Raw genomic sequence first — 15,501 nt, 5'->3', positions numbered from 1 at the left:
CATTCTGCGCAACTCGAACGGCGAGCGCTTCATGGAGCGCTACGCGCCGACGCTGAAGGACCTGGCGCCGCGCGACTTCGTTTCGCGTTCGATGGACCAGGAAATCAAGGAAGGCCGTGGCGTGGGTCCGCACAAGGATCACGTGCTGCTCGACCTCTCGCACATCGGCGCCGAGACGATCATGAAGCGTCTGCCGTCGATCCGCGAAATCGCGCTGAAGTTCGCGAATGTCGACTGTATCAAGGAGCCGATCCCGGTTGTGCCGACCATCCACTACCAGATGGGCGGTATCCCGACGAACATCAACGGTCAGGTCGTTGGCACGCCGAAGGGTCACGAAGAAGTCGTCAACGGCTTCTACGCCGTGGGCGAATGCTCGTGCGTGTCGGTGCACGGCGCGAACCGCCTCGGCACGAACTCGCTGCTCGACCTCGTGGTGTTCGGCCGTGCGGCCGGCAACCACATCGTCAAGCACGTGAAGGAGCTGCGCGATCACAAGCCGCTGCCGGCCGACGCCGCCGACTTCGCGCTCTCACGCCTCGCCGAACTCGACAAGTCGACCTCGGGCGAGTACGCGCAAAGCGTCGCGAACGACATCCGCGGCTCGATGCAGAAGCACGCTGGCGTGTTCCGCACCTCGAAGCTGCTGGCAGACGGCGTGAAGGACATCGCCGAGATCGCCGAGCGCGCGAAGCACATCCACCTGAAGGACAAGTCGAAGGTGTTCAACACGGCGCGCGTGGAAGCGCTCGAAGTGGCGAACCTGATCGAAGTTGCGCGCGCAACGATGGTTTCGGCTGAAGCCCGCAAGGAAAGCCGTGGTGCGCACGCACAGAGCGACTACGAACACCGCGACGACGAAAACTGGCTGCGCCACACGCTCTGGTTCAGCGAAAAAGACCGTCTTGACTACAAGCCGGTTCACATGAAGCCGCTGACCGTCGAGTCCGTGCCGCCGAAGGCGCGTACGTTCTAAGGCACAAGCCAGTCACAAGGAATCGGAAATGGCCAAACGTATTTTTGAAGTCTACCGCTACGATCCGGACAAGGACGCAGCGCCGCGCATGCAGACGTACGAGCTGGAACTCACGCACGAGCGCATGCTGCTCGACGCGCTGGTCAAGCTCAAGGAAGTGGACGAAACGCTGTCGTTCCGCCGTTCGTGCCGTGAAGGCGTGTGCGGTTCGGACGCCATGAACATCAACGGCAAGAACGGTCTCGCCTGCTTGACCAACCTGAACGACCTGCCGGCGAAGATCGTGCTGCGTCCGCTGCCGGGCCTGCCCGTCGTGCGCGACCTGATCTGCGACTTCACGCAGTTCTTCAACCAGTATCACTCGATCAAGCCGTACCTGATCAACGACACGCCGCCGCCTGAAAAGGAGCGTCTCCAGTCGCCTGAGCAGCGTGACGAACTCGACGGCCTGTACGAGTGTATTCTGTGTGCGAGCTGCTCGACCTCGTGCCCGAGCTTCTGGTGGAACCCGGACAAGTTCGTCGGCCCGGCAGGCCTGTTGCAGGCTTACCGCTTTATCGCGGACAGCCGCGACGAAGCCACGGGTGACCGTCTGGACAACCTGGAAGACCCGTACCGTCTGTTCCGTTGCCACACGATCATGAACTGCGTCGACGTTTGCCCGAAGGGCCTGAACCCGACCAAGGCGATCGGCAAGATCAAGGAACTGATGTTCCGCCGCGCGGTTTGATGTTGCTGTTCTGAAATGGAATCGCACCAGTCTGACCCTCATCGCCGCGCACGCCTTCGCTGGCGTGCGCGGCGCGGCCTGCTCGAAAACGATCTGATTTTCGAGCGGTTTTTCGAGCGCTATGAGCATGAACTCAGCGACGCCGACGTGGGTGCGCTTACGCGCCTGCTCGAGCTGAGCGATAACGACCTGATGGACTTGCTGCTCGCACGCAAGGAACCAGAAGGCGACCTTGCCGACCCGGACGTGAAGCGGGTGCTGGATCTGCTCCGGAACGTCTGAGCGCGGCAGTGCCCGCAGTGAGCGGGCGCCGCGCCGGACGTGCAAAACTATCGAATCCTGTGTTTATCTTCGATTGAGGATGTGCTATGACCCCGTCTGATGTAAAAGCCACGCTATCGTTCAGCGACAATTCGCCGAGCGTCGAACTGCCGATCTACAAGGGCACGATGGGCCCGGATGTGATCGACATCCGCAAACTGTACGGTCAGACCGGCAAGTTCACGTATGACCCGGGCTTCATGTCGACGGCGGCGTGTAACTCGGCCATCACGTACATTGACGGGGACAAGGGCGAGCTGCTCTACCGCGGCTACCCGATCGACAACCTCGCGGAAAACGCTGACTTCCTCGAAACCTGCTACCTGCTGTACCGCGGCGAACTGCCGAACGCGGCACAGAAGGAAGAGTTCGTGAAGACCGTCACGCAGCACACGATGGTTCACGAGCAAATGCAGTTCTTCTTCCGCGGCTTCCGCCGCGACGCGCACCCGATGGCGATCCTGGTCGCAGCAGTCGGCGCGCTGTCCGCGTTCTATCACGACTCGCTCGACATCAACAACGCGAAGCACCGCGAAGTGTCGGCAATCCGCATGATCGCGAAGCTGCCGACGCTGGTCGCCATGGCGTACAAGTATTCGATCGGCCAGCCGTTCGTGTACCCGCAGAACGATCTGTCGTACAGCGCGAACTTCATGCGCATGATGTTCTCGAACCCGTGCGAAGAGTACAAGGTCAACGACGTGCTGGTGCGCGCGCTCGACCGTATCCTCATCCTGCACGCCGACCACGAGCAGAACGCTTCGACCTCGACGGTTCGTCTGGCTGGCTCCTCGGGCGCGAACCCGTTCGCGTGTATCGCTGCCGGTATCGCATGTCTGTGGGGCCCGGCGCACGGTGGTGCGAACGAAGCCGCACTGAACATGCTGGAAGAAATCGGCTCGCCGGACAAGATTCCTGAGTTCATCAAGCAAGTGAAGGACAAGAACTCGGGCGTGAAGCTGATGGGCTTCGGTCACCGCGTGTACAAGAACTACGACCCGCGCGCGAAGCTCATGCGCGAAACGTGCTACGAAGTGCTGAACGAACTCGGCCTGCACGACGACCCGCTGTTCAAGCTCGCCATGCAGCTCGAAAAGATCGCGCTGGAAGACGAATACTTCGTGTCGCGCAAGCTCTACCCGAACGTCGACTTCTACTCGGGTATCGTGCAGCGCGCGCTGGGCATCCCGACCTCGATGTTCACGTGTATCTTCGCGATGGCACGTACGGTGGGCTGGATTGCACAGTGGAACGAAATGATCGCCGACCCCGAGCAAAAGATCGGCCGTCCGCGTCAGCTGTTCATCGGCGAAACGCCGCGCGAAGCCAAGCCGATCGCTCAGCGCTAAGCTTCGCTTTGCCATGCCGCGCGCCAGATGGCGCGCCGCGTGCAAGCAGTCACGCAAATGCCCCGACGGGTTATGACCCGTCGGGGCGTTTTTCTTTGGGGCGAGCGGCTACTAGCCAACCGCCAACGGCCGCGCTCACACCCAGCCGTCGATCTTCAGCCCGCTCGCTTTTTCCGCCTCTTCGCGCGTGACCTCGCGCACCGTTTCGCCAAAGCTCCACATGTGGCCTTCGGGGTCGCAGGCCGCGTACACGCGGTCGCCGTAGAACTGGTCGTCCGGCTCGCGCACGATCTTCGCACCCGCGCTGCGCGCGCGCTCGCAGTGCGCGTCGAGCCCGCTTTTCAACTGGACGTGAACCGACTGTGTGTTCTTGCCTTCGAGCGAACCGGGCGGCGTGGCGGGCATGCCGGGCCATTCTCCGCAGATCATCAGGTAGCCGTCGCCGAAGCGCATTTCCGAGTGACACAGCTTGCCGTCCGGCGTGGTCACGACGAACTGGCGCTTGAAGCCGAAGGCCTTTTCGAGCCAGTCGAGCGCGGCGAGCGGATCGCGGTAATAGATGGCGGAACCAAAGGTCGGTCGCGGTGAGGTGTTGCTCATGCTTGTCTCCTTGGGGCAGTACGTGTGAAGAATCTAGCACCGGCGGGGTGCGGGTGCGCGCAGCACGTTCTTGCGCCGGGTGCGTGGCCATTACCTCCGACGTAATCGCCGGCGCGCACGTCGTCGTCGACCATGTGGCTCATGGATCACCCAACCGCAAGGAGCAACGACCATGGCACGCGACACCCTCAATGCCCGCCAACCCGGCTATATCCGCGTCGACAGCGACACGGCGCTGCATTACCGCGACTGGGGCGAAGGCGCGCCGCTCGTGTTCCTTTCGGGCTGGACGCTCAACGCCGACATGTGGAACTACCAATGCGCGCCGCTCGCGACAAGAGGCTTGCGCTGCGTGGCGTTCGACCGTCGCGGCCACGGTCGTTCGAGCGATCCGGGCCGCGGCTACGACTACGACACGCTGGCCGACGACCTCGAAGCCGTGCTCGACGCACGCGGACTTGAGCACGTGAGCCTGGTGGGTCATTCGTTCGCAAGCGGCGAGATCGTGCGCTATTTGAGCCGCCACGGCGCGCGGCGCGTGGCCGGCATCGTGCTGGTCTCACCGGCATCCACGCCGTGTTTGCTCAAGCGTGCCGACAATCCTGGCGGCCTCGACGCGAGCCTCTTCGAGGACTCGATCGACGAAATGCTGACGTCGTTTCCCGACTGGATCGATCGCCGCGCGCAAGCCTACTTCAGCCCCGGCACCTCGCGCACGACAATTCAATGGACGGCCGACATGATGCTGGGCACGTCGCTCTTCGCGGCGGCGCAACTGTCCCGCGTGCAGATGCAAACCGACTTCCGCCGCGAACTGGCCGCGCTCGACGTGCCCGCGCTCGTGCTGCACGGCGATTGCGACGCTTCGGCGCCGCTGGAGATCACCGGCCGTCCCACGGCGGCCGCGCTCGCTCGCGCGACGCTGAAGGTCTACGAAGGCGGCACGCACGGCATGTACTTCAATCAGGCCGCGCGCGTGAACGAGGATATCCGCGCATTCGTGACGCAGTGGCAGGCATGAGCGGCGCCCCGGCGGGGCAGTGGAAACCGCAGTAGAAACAATGGGTAATCGGGGTGCGGGCACGCACGCGCCGTGTCCAGGGAATAGCGCCGCCACGCCCCACGTTTTGCAGATGACACGCCCACGTGCGCGCAAAGCGCTCGCGTGGGCATGCAAGGCGTACAGATGGGGTCTTCACGGCGTCGGCGCGCATTTCGCGCGCCGCGTGGCCGGTCCATCGCGAGGGGCGACATCATGCGCAAACTTCTCGCCTTCAATCTGCTGGTCTGTCTGCTGGGCGCCTGCTCGACGCCGGTTGCTTCGCAGCAGGCCGCGGACGGGTCGTATTACCCGCCACCCGCATGCCGTACCGTCACGGGCACGGCCGAGATCGACGGCGCGCCGCAGTTAATCAGCGGTCTCGCGTGCTTGCAGCCCGACGGCACCTGGCAGATCGTCCAGAGCAACGACGGCACCGAGGTCTACCCCGTGGCATGGACCGACGCGACGACCTGGTACGCGGGTCCATGGTACGGCACGTGGCCGCCGGTGTTCATCGGGGGCTCGTTCGTATTCGTCGACCACTTCCATCATTTTCATCACATGGATCACGTCGCCCCCGGCGGCCCGCACATGCACCCGGTTTCGGGCATGCACGGCGGCTTCCATGGCGGCTTTCACGGTGGTCACGGCGGCGTCTGGGGCGGGATGGGACACGCAGGCGGCATGGGCGGCGGCGGGCATCGCTGAAACACGCGGCGCAGCCTGAAGCGCGCCGCGAATCCTTTATGATGGAGCGCGCCTCCCCACCCGAGACGCTCCATGTTCTTCGCCGCGCATTCCCTGCATCGCCGCCTGAGCATTGCGATCGGCACGCTCGCGATTCTCGTTGGCGTGCTGGGCGCGCTCGGCACCTTCCTCGTCGTGCGCAGCCTCGCCACCGAGTTCAACGCCAGCTTGCGCGACGCGGCCGCGCACGTGCAGGCGGGCACGCGGCATCTCGCCACGGAGCCGCAGGGCAAGCGGCAGCCATCCGACGATTTCGTTGTGCAGATCTGGTCCGCGGACGACGGCGACGCGCCGAGCCGCACGAGCAACGCGCGGCTCGCGCTGCCGCGCGCGCCAAGCGGGTTCTCGTCGATCGAGTACGACGGCGAGGCGTGGGACGTGTTCGCGCTCGCGGCCGGCGACGAATACATTCAGGTAGCCGAATCTCGCAGCATGCGCAACCGCAACGCCCTGCGCGTGGCGTTCTGGAGCCTCCTGCCCGTGCTCGCGCTGCTGCCGCTGCTCGCGCTCACGATCGCCGTGACGGTGCGTGTGTCGCTGCGACCGCTCGAGCGCAGCGGGCGGCGCGCGGCAAACGTCGACCTGCACGACCTCAAGCCGCTCGAAGTCGCGCAGGCGCCGCTCGAACTGCGGCCTTTCGTCGAGTCGATCAACCGCATGATCGAGCGCCTTGCGGTGCTCGTGGATGCGGAGCGCAAGTTCATCGCCGACGCGGCGCACGAGTTGCGCTCGCCGATTTCCGCGATGCAGTTGCAGATCGACAATCTGCGCAACGCGCCGCCGGAGCAGTATCCGGAGCGCTTCGAGGAACTGCGGCGCGGCATCGTGCGCACCGGCTCGCTTGTTTCGCAACTGCTGGGTCTCGCGCGCGCCGAAATCGGCAGCGCGCAGCGCGTGCTCACCGACGTGCCGCTGCCGCAACTCGTGACCGACGTGCTGGCCGACTTGCTGCCGCTCGCGGACGCGCGCAGTGTCGATCTGGGCGTGGAGCGCCTCGACGACGTGAGCGTGCGCGCCACCGAGTCGGACCTGCGCGCGCTCGTGCGCAATCTCGTGGATAACGCGATCCGCTACGGCCAGCAAGGCGCGCGCGTGGACGTCGCGGTGCGGCGCGAAGACAAGACCGTGGTGATCGAAGTGACCGACAACGGGCCGGGCATTGCCGAGGCCGATCTGACGCGCGTGTTCGACCGCTTTTTCCGCGTGGGCGGCCACGATACACAGGGCAGCGGCCTGGGTCTTGCCATCGCGCAGGCGCTGGCGCAGAGCTATCGCGGGCGCGTGACGCTCGCCAACCGCGGCGACGGGCAAAGCGGCATCGTCGCGCGCATCGAATTGCCGCGCGCGTGAGCGGCGCAGCGCGCGAAGTCAGGCAAAATCCGGGAAAGCAAGGAAATGGAAGGACGGACACGATGCGCATTCTGCTGATCGAAGACGATCTGCTGATCGGGCCGGCGCTACTGCGCGCGTTGAAGGACGCTTCGTACAGCGTCGACTGGGTGCGCACGGGCGAAAGCGGACGCGCGGCGATTCGCGACGGCTCGTACACGGCCGTCCTGCTCGATCTGGGCCTGGCCGACATGAGCGGGCTCGACGTGCTGCGCGGCTTGCGCGAAGCCCAGGACGCCACGCCCGTGCTCATCATCACCGCGCGCGACGACGTGGACACGCGCGTGGAAGGCCTCGACCTCGGCGCGGACGACTACCTCGTGAAGCCCTTCGAGAGCAAGGAACTGCTCGCGCGCATTCGCGCCGTGGTGCGCCGCAAGGCGGGTTTTGCCTCGCCGACGATGGGCAGCGGGCGCGTGACGCTCGACATGAACGCTCGCCGTCTCACGTTCGACGGCCAGGCCGACGATCTCTCCGCGCGCGAATACGCGCTCATGCTCGCGCTGCTGGAGCGGCCCGGCGCGATTCTCTCGCGTCAGCAACTCGAAGAACGGCTCTACGGCTGGGGCGAAGAGGTGGAAAGCAATGCGGTGGATGCCGTGATTTATAGCGTGCGCCGCAAGTTCGGCCACGCGGTGATCCGCAACGTACGCGGGCTTGGCTGGGCCGTATGCGCGTGAGGACCTGATAAAAGCACGCAAAAAAACGTGCAAAAAAAAGCGCGCAACAGGAGCGCGCAAGAAAAGTCGCGGCGTGCGAGGGGCGCCGCGTGAAGCGATGCGCGGGGGAAGGCGCGCATCGCATCCCAACTCAGGCCAGCAGGCGCTGCCACGGCTCCTTCTGCCACGCGCGGCCGAGCGAGGCGAGCAACGCGACTTCGCTTTCGGCCACATGCCGGTCCGCATACACCGCCACATGACAGAGCGTGAGCACCTCGGCGCGCAGCGCGGGGTCGTCGAGCTCGCGCATCACCTGCTGCATCACGTCGGAGTCGAGCTTGCACGCGTCGCTCCAGTTCAGGTGCGAGCTCGTCAGCAGGTCTTCGCACAGGCTTTGCACGATCGTGCCGAACTCGCCGGGCGCGAGGCCGAGCCGGTCGGCAATGCGCGCGCGATGCACGGCGGCCAGTTCTTCGCTGCTCAGGTGGCCGTCAGCGAGGAGGGCGATGGCGACGATCCGGCCCGCGGCCTGCGGGCTGTTGCAGGTATAGGTACGCATGGTAAGGAATCCTCTCAAAGCGTGACGTCGATGGAATCGTTGAAGCGCGGCGTGCCTCAGTCGAACAGGTCGCCGAGCCACGACTTGCGGCGGCGCTCGTAGCCGCCGTGGCGGTCATGGGCGCGGCGTGGGGCGTAGTCGCCTTGCCCATGACCCGAACCCTGATGGCGGCCTGCCTGCGCATCCCTTTCGTCGCTGCGGCGCGAGTTGCCCGCGCGTTCGATCAGCGTGTCGAGTTCGCCGCGATCGAGCCAGACGCCGCGACACTGCGGGCAGTAGTCGAGTTCCACGCCCTGACGCTCGGAGAGCGCGAGGGTAACGTCGGGACAGTTCGGGCATTTCATGATGCGCTCCGTATTGAATGACAGGTCATCGGAAGCCGCATCGCCTTGTGTGGCGGGCAATGCGGCTTCGATGGAACCCATCCTCGCAGAGAAAAATGAGCGAAGAATGAGGAGCGCGAGGCGGGCTCAGGATGCGCCGAGTGTGTCGTTCGTCTCGCGCGTCCTGAATAGGGACACCACCACGCCGCCCGCGAGCAGCGCCGCCGTCACGCCCAGGCTGAGCAAGGCGGGAATCTTGCCGATGATGCCGACCAGAAAGATCTTCGCGCCGATGAAGATGAGCACCAGCGCAAGCGCGTGCTTGAGGTAGTAGAAGCGGTGCGCCATGGCCGCGAGCGCGAAATAGAGCGCGCGCAGGCCAAGCACGGCGAAGATGTTGCTCGTATAGACGATGAACGGATCGGTCGTGATCGAGAAAATCGCGGGGATCGAATCGACGGCGAAGATCAGGTCGGCGAACTCGATCATCAGCAGCGCGAGCAGCAGCGGCGTGGCGAGCAGCGCGGGCTTGCCGGTGCGCGGGTGCGGGCGCCGCACGAGGAACGCGCGCCCTTCGAGCTGCGGCGTGAGCGGCAATGTGCGGCGCAGCCAGCGCAGCATGGCGCTGTCCTCCACGCCGGTCTCTTCCTTCGAGCCGAACAGCATCTTCACGCCGGTCACGGCGAGGAACACGCCGAACACGAACAGCATCCACTCGAACTGCGTAACGAGCGCCGCGCCCAGGCCGACCATGAGCGCGCGCAGCACCAGCACGCCGACGATGCCCCAGAACAGCACGCGGTGCTGAAGCGCGCGCGGCACGGCGAGCGCGCCGAAAATCGAGGCGATCACGAAGACGTTATCCAGCGAGAGTGACTTCTCGATCAGATAGCCGGTGATGTATTCAGTGGCGCGCTCCACGCCGAGCTGCCACCAGACGAAGGCGCCGAACAGCACGCCCACGGCGATATAGCCGAGCGAGAGCCACAGGCTTTCGCGAATGCCGATTTCGTGATCGTCGCGATGCAGTACGCCGAGATCGAGCGCGAGCAGCACGATCACGACCGTGAGGAATGCTACCCAGAGCCATACCGGCTGCCCGAGAAAGGGAGCCGTGACGAGCGGCGCAAGCATGGTCGATCCTTTGCGAGAAGTGGGGAAGAGGCCGCTGTTTGCGCAGGGGTTGCCTGCCGCCGTCAGCCGCATGGGCCGCGGCCCATCGGGTCAGGATAGCTACGAAGAATGATCGCTGAATGAGATCGGGCCGGTGCGATGCCGCCCGGCGTGTACGCGTTGACGTGGATCAGGCATGCAACAGCGCGACGCGGATACGATTTCGCCTTTTGTCCACATCGATACCCCTCGACGCCATGATTGCCCGCTGCCTTCTCGCCGTGCTTTGCCTGCTGACGATGGCAAGCAGAGCGCACGCACAAACGACGGATAACCTCGCGCCGCCGGACGCGAGCCCACGCCAATATCGCAGCCCGCTCCAGCAGAACATGGGCATTGCGACCGCGCCTGCTGCAAGCGATCGGGCGAGCGAGCTGACGAAGCGCTGCAAGGAAGTGGCGGCGGAGTATGACCACGCATTCAGACCGGCAGGGACCGATCAGGCCAATGCGGTCGTGCCGAACTACGGCCGCTCCGGGGAGCAGGAAAATACGCAGCAGCGCTACAACCAGCGCAGGGATGCGGAGAAGGAGTACCGCGCGCTTGGCTGCCGCTAAAACTGATAGTTAATCGAAACGTCGCAAACGCCGCCCGTTTTCGTCTGAATGATCGGGCTGTGCGCGGCGCTGCCCAACAGGCGCTTGATCGCGCCGTCCGCGCTCACGAACCAGTGCTTGTTCACGAAGTAGACCATCGTGATGCCGAAGCCGGCCGACTTGAGACCCGCGCTCGCGTTGTACTGCCGGTAGCCCGAAGCGACCGATTGCTGCGGCGTCACGCCGAACCAGCTCTGCATGTAGTTCGAGTCGGCGAAAGTAACCGAGGGGCCCGCGAACCAATAGAACGTCTCGTTGCTGCCAGGCAGCGGCATGTAGGCGCCGAGGTCGGCGGTCCAGCCGTTCGAGCCGCCGAAGCTGCGCGTGAAGGCCGCGCGGAACACGAGCGGAAAGTCCTTGGAGACGACGTATTCGCCCGCGATCTTCATTTCCGGCGCGGGGTTGATGTTGCCGAGCCCGTTCAGGCGCGTCGGGTCGTCGTGGCCGCGCCGCCCGAGGTCGTAGGCGGCGGCCACGCTCATGCGCCAGTTCTGCCCCTGGAGCACGTTCACGCCGAAGCCTTCGCCTGTCGAGCCGAACAGAATGTCCTTGTAGCGGACGTCGATGCTCGGTCCCACCAGCATGTGATAACGGTCCGAGCCGTCGTAGCGCGGCTCGAAGGTCGTGCCCACGCCAAGGCGCGCCTCGAGGTCGGGGCGGTTCGGCTGAAAGAGCTTCTCGAGCGGAATGCCGGCGGAATATTGCCATTCGCCGAGCGGCGAGGGCGTCTGCGCCTGGGCGCGCGGCGCGAGCGCGGCGCAGGCGCACGCTGCGGCCGCGAGCGCCGCGCGTCGCGAGGTGTGACGCGATGCCGTGGTGCCTGTTCTGTTTGTTCTTTGTTGCGCCGAGCGCATTGCGAATGGCATGAAGCCTCCGTGTTTGCCTGACCGGCCGCGGCGTTGTTCTTTTCAGCGCGTAGCAAACCCAGGCTGAACAACGGGCGGGCGCGCTCGTCTCGCAAGCGTCGTGCCCGAACGCCGGGCCGGCGGGCCGCCCGGGTTCTCATGGCCGCCTCGCGCACGCCCCGCAGGCTGAACCGGCATCTCAAGGCGCGATTGAGCAGGCAATTAATCAGGATGCCTATTTGATTTTAATCGTGCAGAGGCTTGCGCCATGCTGGTGCATGACGCCCGGTTGTCGACGCGTTGTCAACGCATTGCGCAATCGGCATGTGCCCCGATTAAACCCTTTGCCCGGCGTGCCGTTAGACAGTCATGGACTTCGGTCGAGCGGCTCCCCCCTGTGTCGCGCGATCCGGTTCCATGTTCCACCGCCCTCACAGCGGTAGCCATCTTGCGCCGGTCGCAGTCGGGCCGGCGCATCCCTATTTCTGCGGCCCGGTTTCGTCTTGCCGCCCGCGCTCGCCGGGTAACGCTGATACAGGTATCGCGACTACCAGCATAACCCCCTGTTTTTTATCGCTTTTTTCACAATGAGCCCTGTAGCCGGCGGGTTTCGCGTGGCATAATCGATTCACACAGTATTGCCCGCAGACAAACATTCCCCGCATACCATGGCAAAGACGCTCTACGACAAATTGTGGGACTCGCATGTGGTCCACACGGAAGACGACGGCACGACGCTCCTCTACATCGACCGTCAGTTGCTGCACGAAGTCACCAGTCCGCAGGCTTTCGAAGGCCTGAAGCTGCATGAGCGCCCGGTCTGGCGCATCAGCGCGAACCTGGCCGTCTCCGACCACAACGTGCCCACCACCGACCGCAGCCACGGCATCGCCGACCCGGTGTCGAAGCTGCAAGTGGACACGCTCGATTCGAACTGCGACGCCTTCGGCATCACGCAGTTCAAGATGAACGACCTGCGTCAGGGCATCGTCCACATCGTCGGTCCCGAGCAGGGCGCGACGCTGCCGGGCATGACCATCGTCTGCGGCGACTCGCACACGTCCACGCACGGCGCGTTCGGCGCGCTCGCGCACGGCATCGGCACCTCGGAAGTCGAGCACGTGCTGGCCACGCAAACGCTCCTGCAAAAGAAGAGCAAGAACATGCTCGTGAAGGTCGAGGGCACGCTCCCGCGCGGCTGCACCGCGAAGGACATCGTGCTCGCCATCATCGGCAAGATCGGCACGGCGGGCGGCACGGGCTACGCCATGGAATTCGGCGGCTCGATGATCCGCGGCCTGACGATGGAAGGCCGCATGACCGTGTGCAACATGGCGATCGAAGCCGGCGCGCGCGCGGGCATGGTCGCCGTGGACGACACCACGGTGGAATACCTGAAGGGCCGCCCGTTCTCGCCGCAGGGCGCGGAATGGGATCAGGCCGTCGCTTACTGGAAGACCTTCCGCACCGACGACGGCGCGCACTTCGACCGCGTGGTCGAACTGAGCGCGGCCGACATCGTGCCGCAGGTGACGTGGGGCACCTCGCCGGAAATGGTGACCTCCGTCGACGGCCGCGTGCCCGACCCCGAGCGCGAAAAGGACCCGGTCAAGCGCGATGCGATGGAGCGCGCGCTGCAATACATGGCGCTCGAACCGAACACGCCGATCGAGTCGATCAAGCCGGACAAGATCTTCATCGGCTCGTGCACGAACGCGCGTATCGAAGACCTGCGCTCCGCCGCCTACGTCGTGAAGAAGCTCGGCCGCCGCGTGGCGTCGAACATCCGTCTCGCGATGGTGGTGCCGGGCTCGGGCCTCGTGAAGGCGCAGGCCGAGCGCGAAGGCCTCGACAAGGTGTTCGTCGACGCGGGCTTCGAATGGCGCGAACCGGGCTGCTCGATGTGCCTCGCCATGAACGCCGACCGGCTGGAGCCGGGCGAGCGCTGCGCGTCCACATCGAACCGCAACTTCGAAGGCCGTCAGGGCGCGGGCGGTCGCACGCACCTGGTGAGCCCGGCCATGGCTGCCGCCGCGGCGATCGAAGGTCATTTCGTCGACATTCGCAAGCTGGGGTAAGGCCATGAAGGTCAATGCGATCACGCGCCGCGTGGCGCTGTTCGTGATGGCGGGCTGGCTCCTCGCACTCGCAGGCTGCAACACGGTGGCCGGCGTGGGCGAGGACATCAGCGGCTCCGCGCGCGCCGTCCAGCGCAAGCTCTGACGCACGCCTCACAGCCTTTCACAGCCAGCACGGCTTGTAGCCGGGGCGCGACGAAACCATCGAACGCCCCGGCCCGATCAGCATCCATCAGGATCACGGATCATGGAAAAATTCATCGTACACACCGGCGTTGTGGCGCCGCTCGATCGCGAGAATGTCGATACCGACGCGATCATTCCGAAGCAGTTCCTCAAGTCGATCAAGCGCACCGGCTTCGGCCCGAACGCCTTCGACGAATGGCGTTACCTCGACCACGGCGAGCCGGGTCAGGACAACTCGAAGCGCCCGCTCAACCCGGACTTCGTGCTGAACCAGCCGCGCTATCAAGGCGCATCGGTGCTGCTCACGCGCAAGAACTTCGGTTGCGGCAGCTCGCGCGAGCACGCGCCGTGGGCGCTCGACCAGTACGGTTTCCGCGCGATCATCGCGCCGAGCTTCGCTGACATTTTCTATAACAACTGCTTCAAGAACGGCCTGCTGCCGATCGTGCTCTCCGAGTCCGACGTCGACCACCTGTTCAACGAAACGTACGCGTTCAACGGCTTCCAGCTCACGATCGATCTGGACAAGCAGGTCGTGCGCACGACCGACGGCTCGAAGGAATATCCGTTCGAAGTCGCAGCGTTCCGCCGCTACTGCCTCTTGAACGGCTTCGACGACATCGCCCTCACGCTGCGTCACGCCGACAAGATCCGCCAGTACGAAGCCGAGCGCCTCGCGCGCCAGCCGTGGCTGAACAACCGCGTCATCTGATCAACGCAGAACGAAATACAGCGAGGAAACACAGGATGAAGATTGCAGTGTTGCCGGGCGACGGCATCGGTCCCGAGATCGTCAAGGAAGCCGTCAAGGTGCTCAACGCACTGGGCGAAAAGTTCGAACTGGAAGAAGCGCCCGTTGGCGGCGCGGGCTACGAGGCGAGCGGCCACCCGCTGCCCGAAGCCACGCTGGCGCTGGCGAAGTCGGCCGACGCGATCCTGTTCGGCGCCGTGGGCGACTGGAAGTACGACAAGCTCGAGCGCGCGCTGCGTCCGGAGCAGGCCATTCTCGGCCTGCGCAAGCATCTGGAACTGTTCGCGAACTTCCGCCCGGCGATCTGCTATCCGCAACTGACGGGTGCGTCGTCGCTGAAGCCGGAAATCGTTTCGGGCCTCGACATCCTGATCGTGCGCGAACTGAACGGCGACATCTACTTCGGCCAGCCGCGCGGCACGCGCGAAGCGCCGGACGGCAACTTCAAGGGCGCGCGCGAAGGTTTCGACACGATGCGCTATGCGGAGCCCGAAGTGCGCCGCATCGCTCACGTGGCGTTCCAGGCCGCGCAAAAGCGCCAGAAGAAGCTCACGTCGGTGGACAAGGCCAACGTGCTCGAAACGTCGCAGTTCTGGAAGGACATCATGATCGATGTCTCGAAGGAATATCCGGACGTCGAGCTCTCGCACATGTACGTCGACAACGCGGCCATGCAGCTCGTGAAGGCGCCGAAGGCGTTTGACGTGGTGGTGACCGGCAACATGTTCGGCGACATTCTTTCGGACGAAGCCGCGATGCTCACGGGCTCGATCGGCATGCTGCCTTCGGCCTCGCTCGACAAGAACAACAAGGGCTTGTACGAGCCGTCGCACGGCTCGGCGCCGGATATCGCGGGCAAGGGCATTGCCAATCCGCTCGCCACGATCCTGTCGGCGGCCATGATGCTGCGCTACTCGCTGGGCCGCCCGGAACAGGCGGACCGTATCGAGAGCGCGGTGAAGAAGGTGCTGGAACAAGGCTATCGCACCGCCGATATCGTCACGCCGGACTGCAAGCAGGTCGGCACCGTGGCGATGGGCGACGCCGTGATCGCCGCGCTGTAAAGTCGCACGAAGGGCACGCTGTTGCAGGCGTGCCCTTTTTTGTTTCGCGCGCCTGAAGAACGGGCGTTGCAAATAGCGGAAAGTGTGGTTTTTTCCGCGTAATTTGACTGTTT

At 64.8% G+C, this 15,501-nt stretch carries 18 protein-coding genes; 13 read left to right on the top strand and 5 right to left on the bottom strand.

Annotation, left to right across the window (positions count from 1 at the left end; all coding sequences use genetic code 11):
- The 4 genes from C7401_RS02585 to gltA all read left to right on the top strand — a co-directional run.
- Positions 1 to 976: FAD-binding protein (locus C7401_RS02585; RefSeq protein WP_116609687.1), on the top strand; the 976-nt coding region annotated here is incomplete at its 5' end.
- Positions 977 to 1,004: 28 nt separating this feature from the next.
- The gene (locus C7401_RS02580) at positions 1,005 to 1,706 is read left to right on the top strand and encodes a succinate dehydrogenase iron-sulfur subunit (RefSeq protein WP_112169756.1); all 702 of its coding nucleotides are present in this window, start codon (positions 1,005 to 1,007) and stop codon (positions 1,704 to 1,706) included.
- A gap of 15 nt (positions 1,707 to 1,721) precedes the next feature.
- The gene (locus tag C7401_RS02575; RefSeq protein ID WP_112169755.1) at positions 1,722 to 1,988 is read left to right on the top strand and encodes an FAD assembly factor SdhE; all 267 of its coding nucleotides are present in this window, start codon (positions 1,722 to 1,724) and stop codon (positions 1,986 to 1,988) included.
- 86 nt (positions 1,989 to 2,074) lie between these two features.
- On the top strand, positions 2,075 to 3,376 hold the full coding sequence (gene gltA / locus C7401_RS02570) for a citrate synthase (protein ID WP_112169754.1): 1,302 nt from the start codon (positions 2,075 to 2,077) through the stop codon (positions 3,374 to 3,376).
- Positions 3,377 to 3,511: 135 nt separating this feature from the next.
- Here the strand turns inward: gltA and C7401_RS02565 are convergent, their stop codons facing one another.
- Positions 3,512 to 3,976, bottom strand: coding sequence for a VOC family protein (locus C7401_RS02565; protein WP_112169753.1), 465 nt, complete (start codon positions 3,974 to 3,976; stop codon positions 3,512 to 3,514).
- 172 nt (positions 3,977 to 4,148) lie between these two features.
- Between C7401_RS02565 and C7401_RS02560 the strand changes: the two genes are divergently transcribed.
- From C7401_RS02560 to C7401_RS02545, 4 genes are all read left to right on the top strand, one after another.
- Positions 4,149 to 4,997 (top strand): alpha/beta fold hydrolase, encoded by an 849-nt coding sequence (locus C7401_RS02560; protein ID WP_112169752.1) that lies wholly within the window; start codon positions 4,149 to 4,151, stop codon positions 4,995 to 4,997.
- Between the two features lie 234 nt (positions 4,998 to 5,231).
- Entirely contained in the window at positions 5,232 to 5,726 is a 495-nt protein-coding gene (locus C7401_RS02555) for a hypothetical protein (protein ID WP_112169751.1), read from the top strand.
- 72 nt (positions 5,727 to 5,798) lie between these two features.
- Positions 5,799 to 7,115 (top strand): sensor histidine kinase, encoded by a 1,317-nt coding sequence (locus C7401_RS02550; protein ID WP_112169750.1) that lies wholly within the window; start codon positions 5,799 to 5,801, stop codon positions 7,113 to 7,115.
- A 62-nt stretch (positions 7,116 to 7,177) separates the two neighbouring features.
- Complete coding sequence (locus tag C7401_RS02545) at positions 7,178 to 7,834, top strand: response regulator transcription factor (protein ID WP_112169749.1); 657 nt, start codon at positions 7,178 to 7,180, stop codon at positions 7,832 to 7,834.
- A gap of 130 nt (positions 7,835 to 7,964) precedes the next feature.
- Here the strand turns inward: C7401_RS02545 and C7401_RS02540 are convergent, their stop codons facing one another.
- The 3 genes from C7401_RS02540 to C7401_RS02530 form a co-directional block, all read right to left on the bottom strand.
- Positions 7,965 to 8,372 carry a tellurite resistance TerB family protein gene (locus C7401_RS02540; protein WP_112169748.1) on the bottom strand — a complete coding sequence of 136 codons (408 nt, stop codon included), beginning with the start codon at positions 8,370 to 8,372 and terminating at the stop codon, positions 7,965 to 7,967.
- A 56-nt stretch (positions 8,373 to 8,428) separates the two neighbouring features.
- Positions 8,429 to 8,716 (bottom strand): TFIIB-type zinc ribbon-containing protein, encoded by a 288-nt coding sequence (locus C7401_RS02535; RefSeq protein WP_112169805.1) that lies wholly within the window; start codon positions 8,714 to 8,716, stop codon positions 8,429 to 8,431.
- A gap of 126 nt (positions 8,717 to 8,842) precedes the next feature.
- Entirely contained in the window at positions 8,843 to 9,829 is a 987-nt protein-coding gene (locus C7401_RS02530) for a TerC family protein (protein WP_112169747.1), read from the bottom strand.
- Positions 9,830 to 9,993: 164 nt separating this feature from the next.
- Here C7401_RS02530 and C7401_RS02525 point away from each other — a divergent pair, with 164 nt between their 5' ends.
- Positions 9,994 to 10,425 carry a hypothetical protein gene (locus C7401_RS02525; protein WP_133254410.1) on the top strand — a complete coding sequence of 144 codons (432 nt, stop codon included), beginning with the start codon at positions 9,994 to 9,996 and terminating at the stop codon, positions 10,423 to 10,425.
- Here the strand turns inward: C7401_RS02525 and C7401_RS02520 are convergent.
- Positions 10,422 to 11,330: a MipA/OmpV family protein gene (locus C7401_RS02520; protein WP_258396805.1), complete on the bottom strand. Its 909-nt coding sequence runs from the start codon at positions 11,328 to 11,330 to the stop codon at positions 10,422 to 10,424. The two genes, C7401_RS02525 and C7401_RS02520, sit on opposite strands and share 4 nt — an antisense overlap.
- 647 nt (positions 11,331 to 11,977) lie before the next feature.
- Here C7401_RS02520 and leuC point away from each other — a divergent pair.
- The 4 genes from leuC (at position 11,978) to leuB (ending at position 15,388) form a co-directional block, all read left to right on the top strand.
- Positions 11,978 to 13,387, top strand: coding sequence for a 3-isopropylmalate dehydratase large subunit (gene leuC / locus C7401_RS02515; protein ID WP_112169745.1), 1,410 nt, complete (start codon positions 11,978 to 11,980; stop codon positions 13,385 to 13,387).
- 4 nt (positions 13,388 to 13,391) lie between these two features.
- Positions 13,392 to 13,532 (top strand): hypothetical protein, encoded by a 141-nt coding sequence (locus tag C7401_RS44240; protein ID WP_165841777.1) that lies wholly within the window; start codon positions 13,392 to 13,394, stop codon positions 13,530 to 13,532.
- A gap of 102 nt (positions 13,533 to 13,634) precedes the next feature.
- Positions 13,635 to 14,285 carry a 3-isopropylmalate dehydratase small subunit gene (gene leuD / locus C7401_RS02510; RefSeq protein WP_112169744.1) on the top strand — a complete coding sequence of 217 codons (651 nt, stop codon included), beginning with the start codon at positions 13,635 to 13,637 and terminating at the stop codon, positions 14,283 to 14,285.
- 35 nt (positions 14,286 to 14,320) lie between these two features.
- Positions 14,321 to 15,388, top strand: coding sequence for a 3-isopropylmalate dehydrogenase (gene leuB, locus C7401_RS02505; RefSeq protein WP_069261384.1), 1,068 nt, complete (start codon positions 14,321 to 14,323; stop codon positions 15,386 to 15,388).
- The last annotated feature ends 113 nt before the right edge of the window (positions 15,389 to 15,501 follow it).

The organism is Paraburkholderia unamae (genome assembly GCF_003268775.1).
Classification (GTDB): domain Bacteria; phylum Pseudomonadota; class Gammaproteobacteria; order Burkholderiales; family Burkholderiaceae; genus Paraburkholderia; species Paraburkholderia unamae.
The sequence above is the reverse complement of the archived record's forward strand: the minus strand, read 5'-3'. Positions and strand labels throughout refer to the sequence as shown.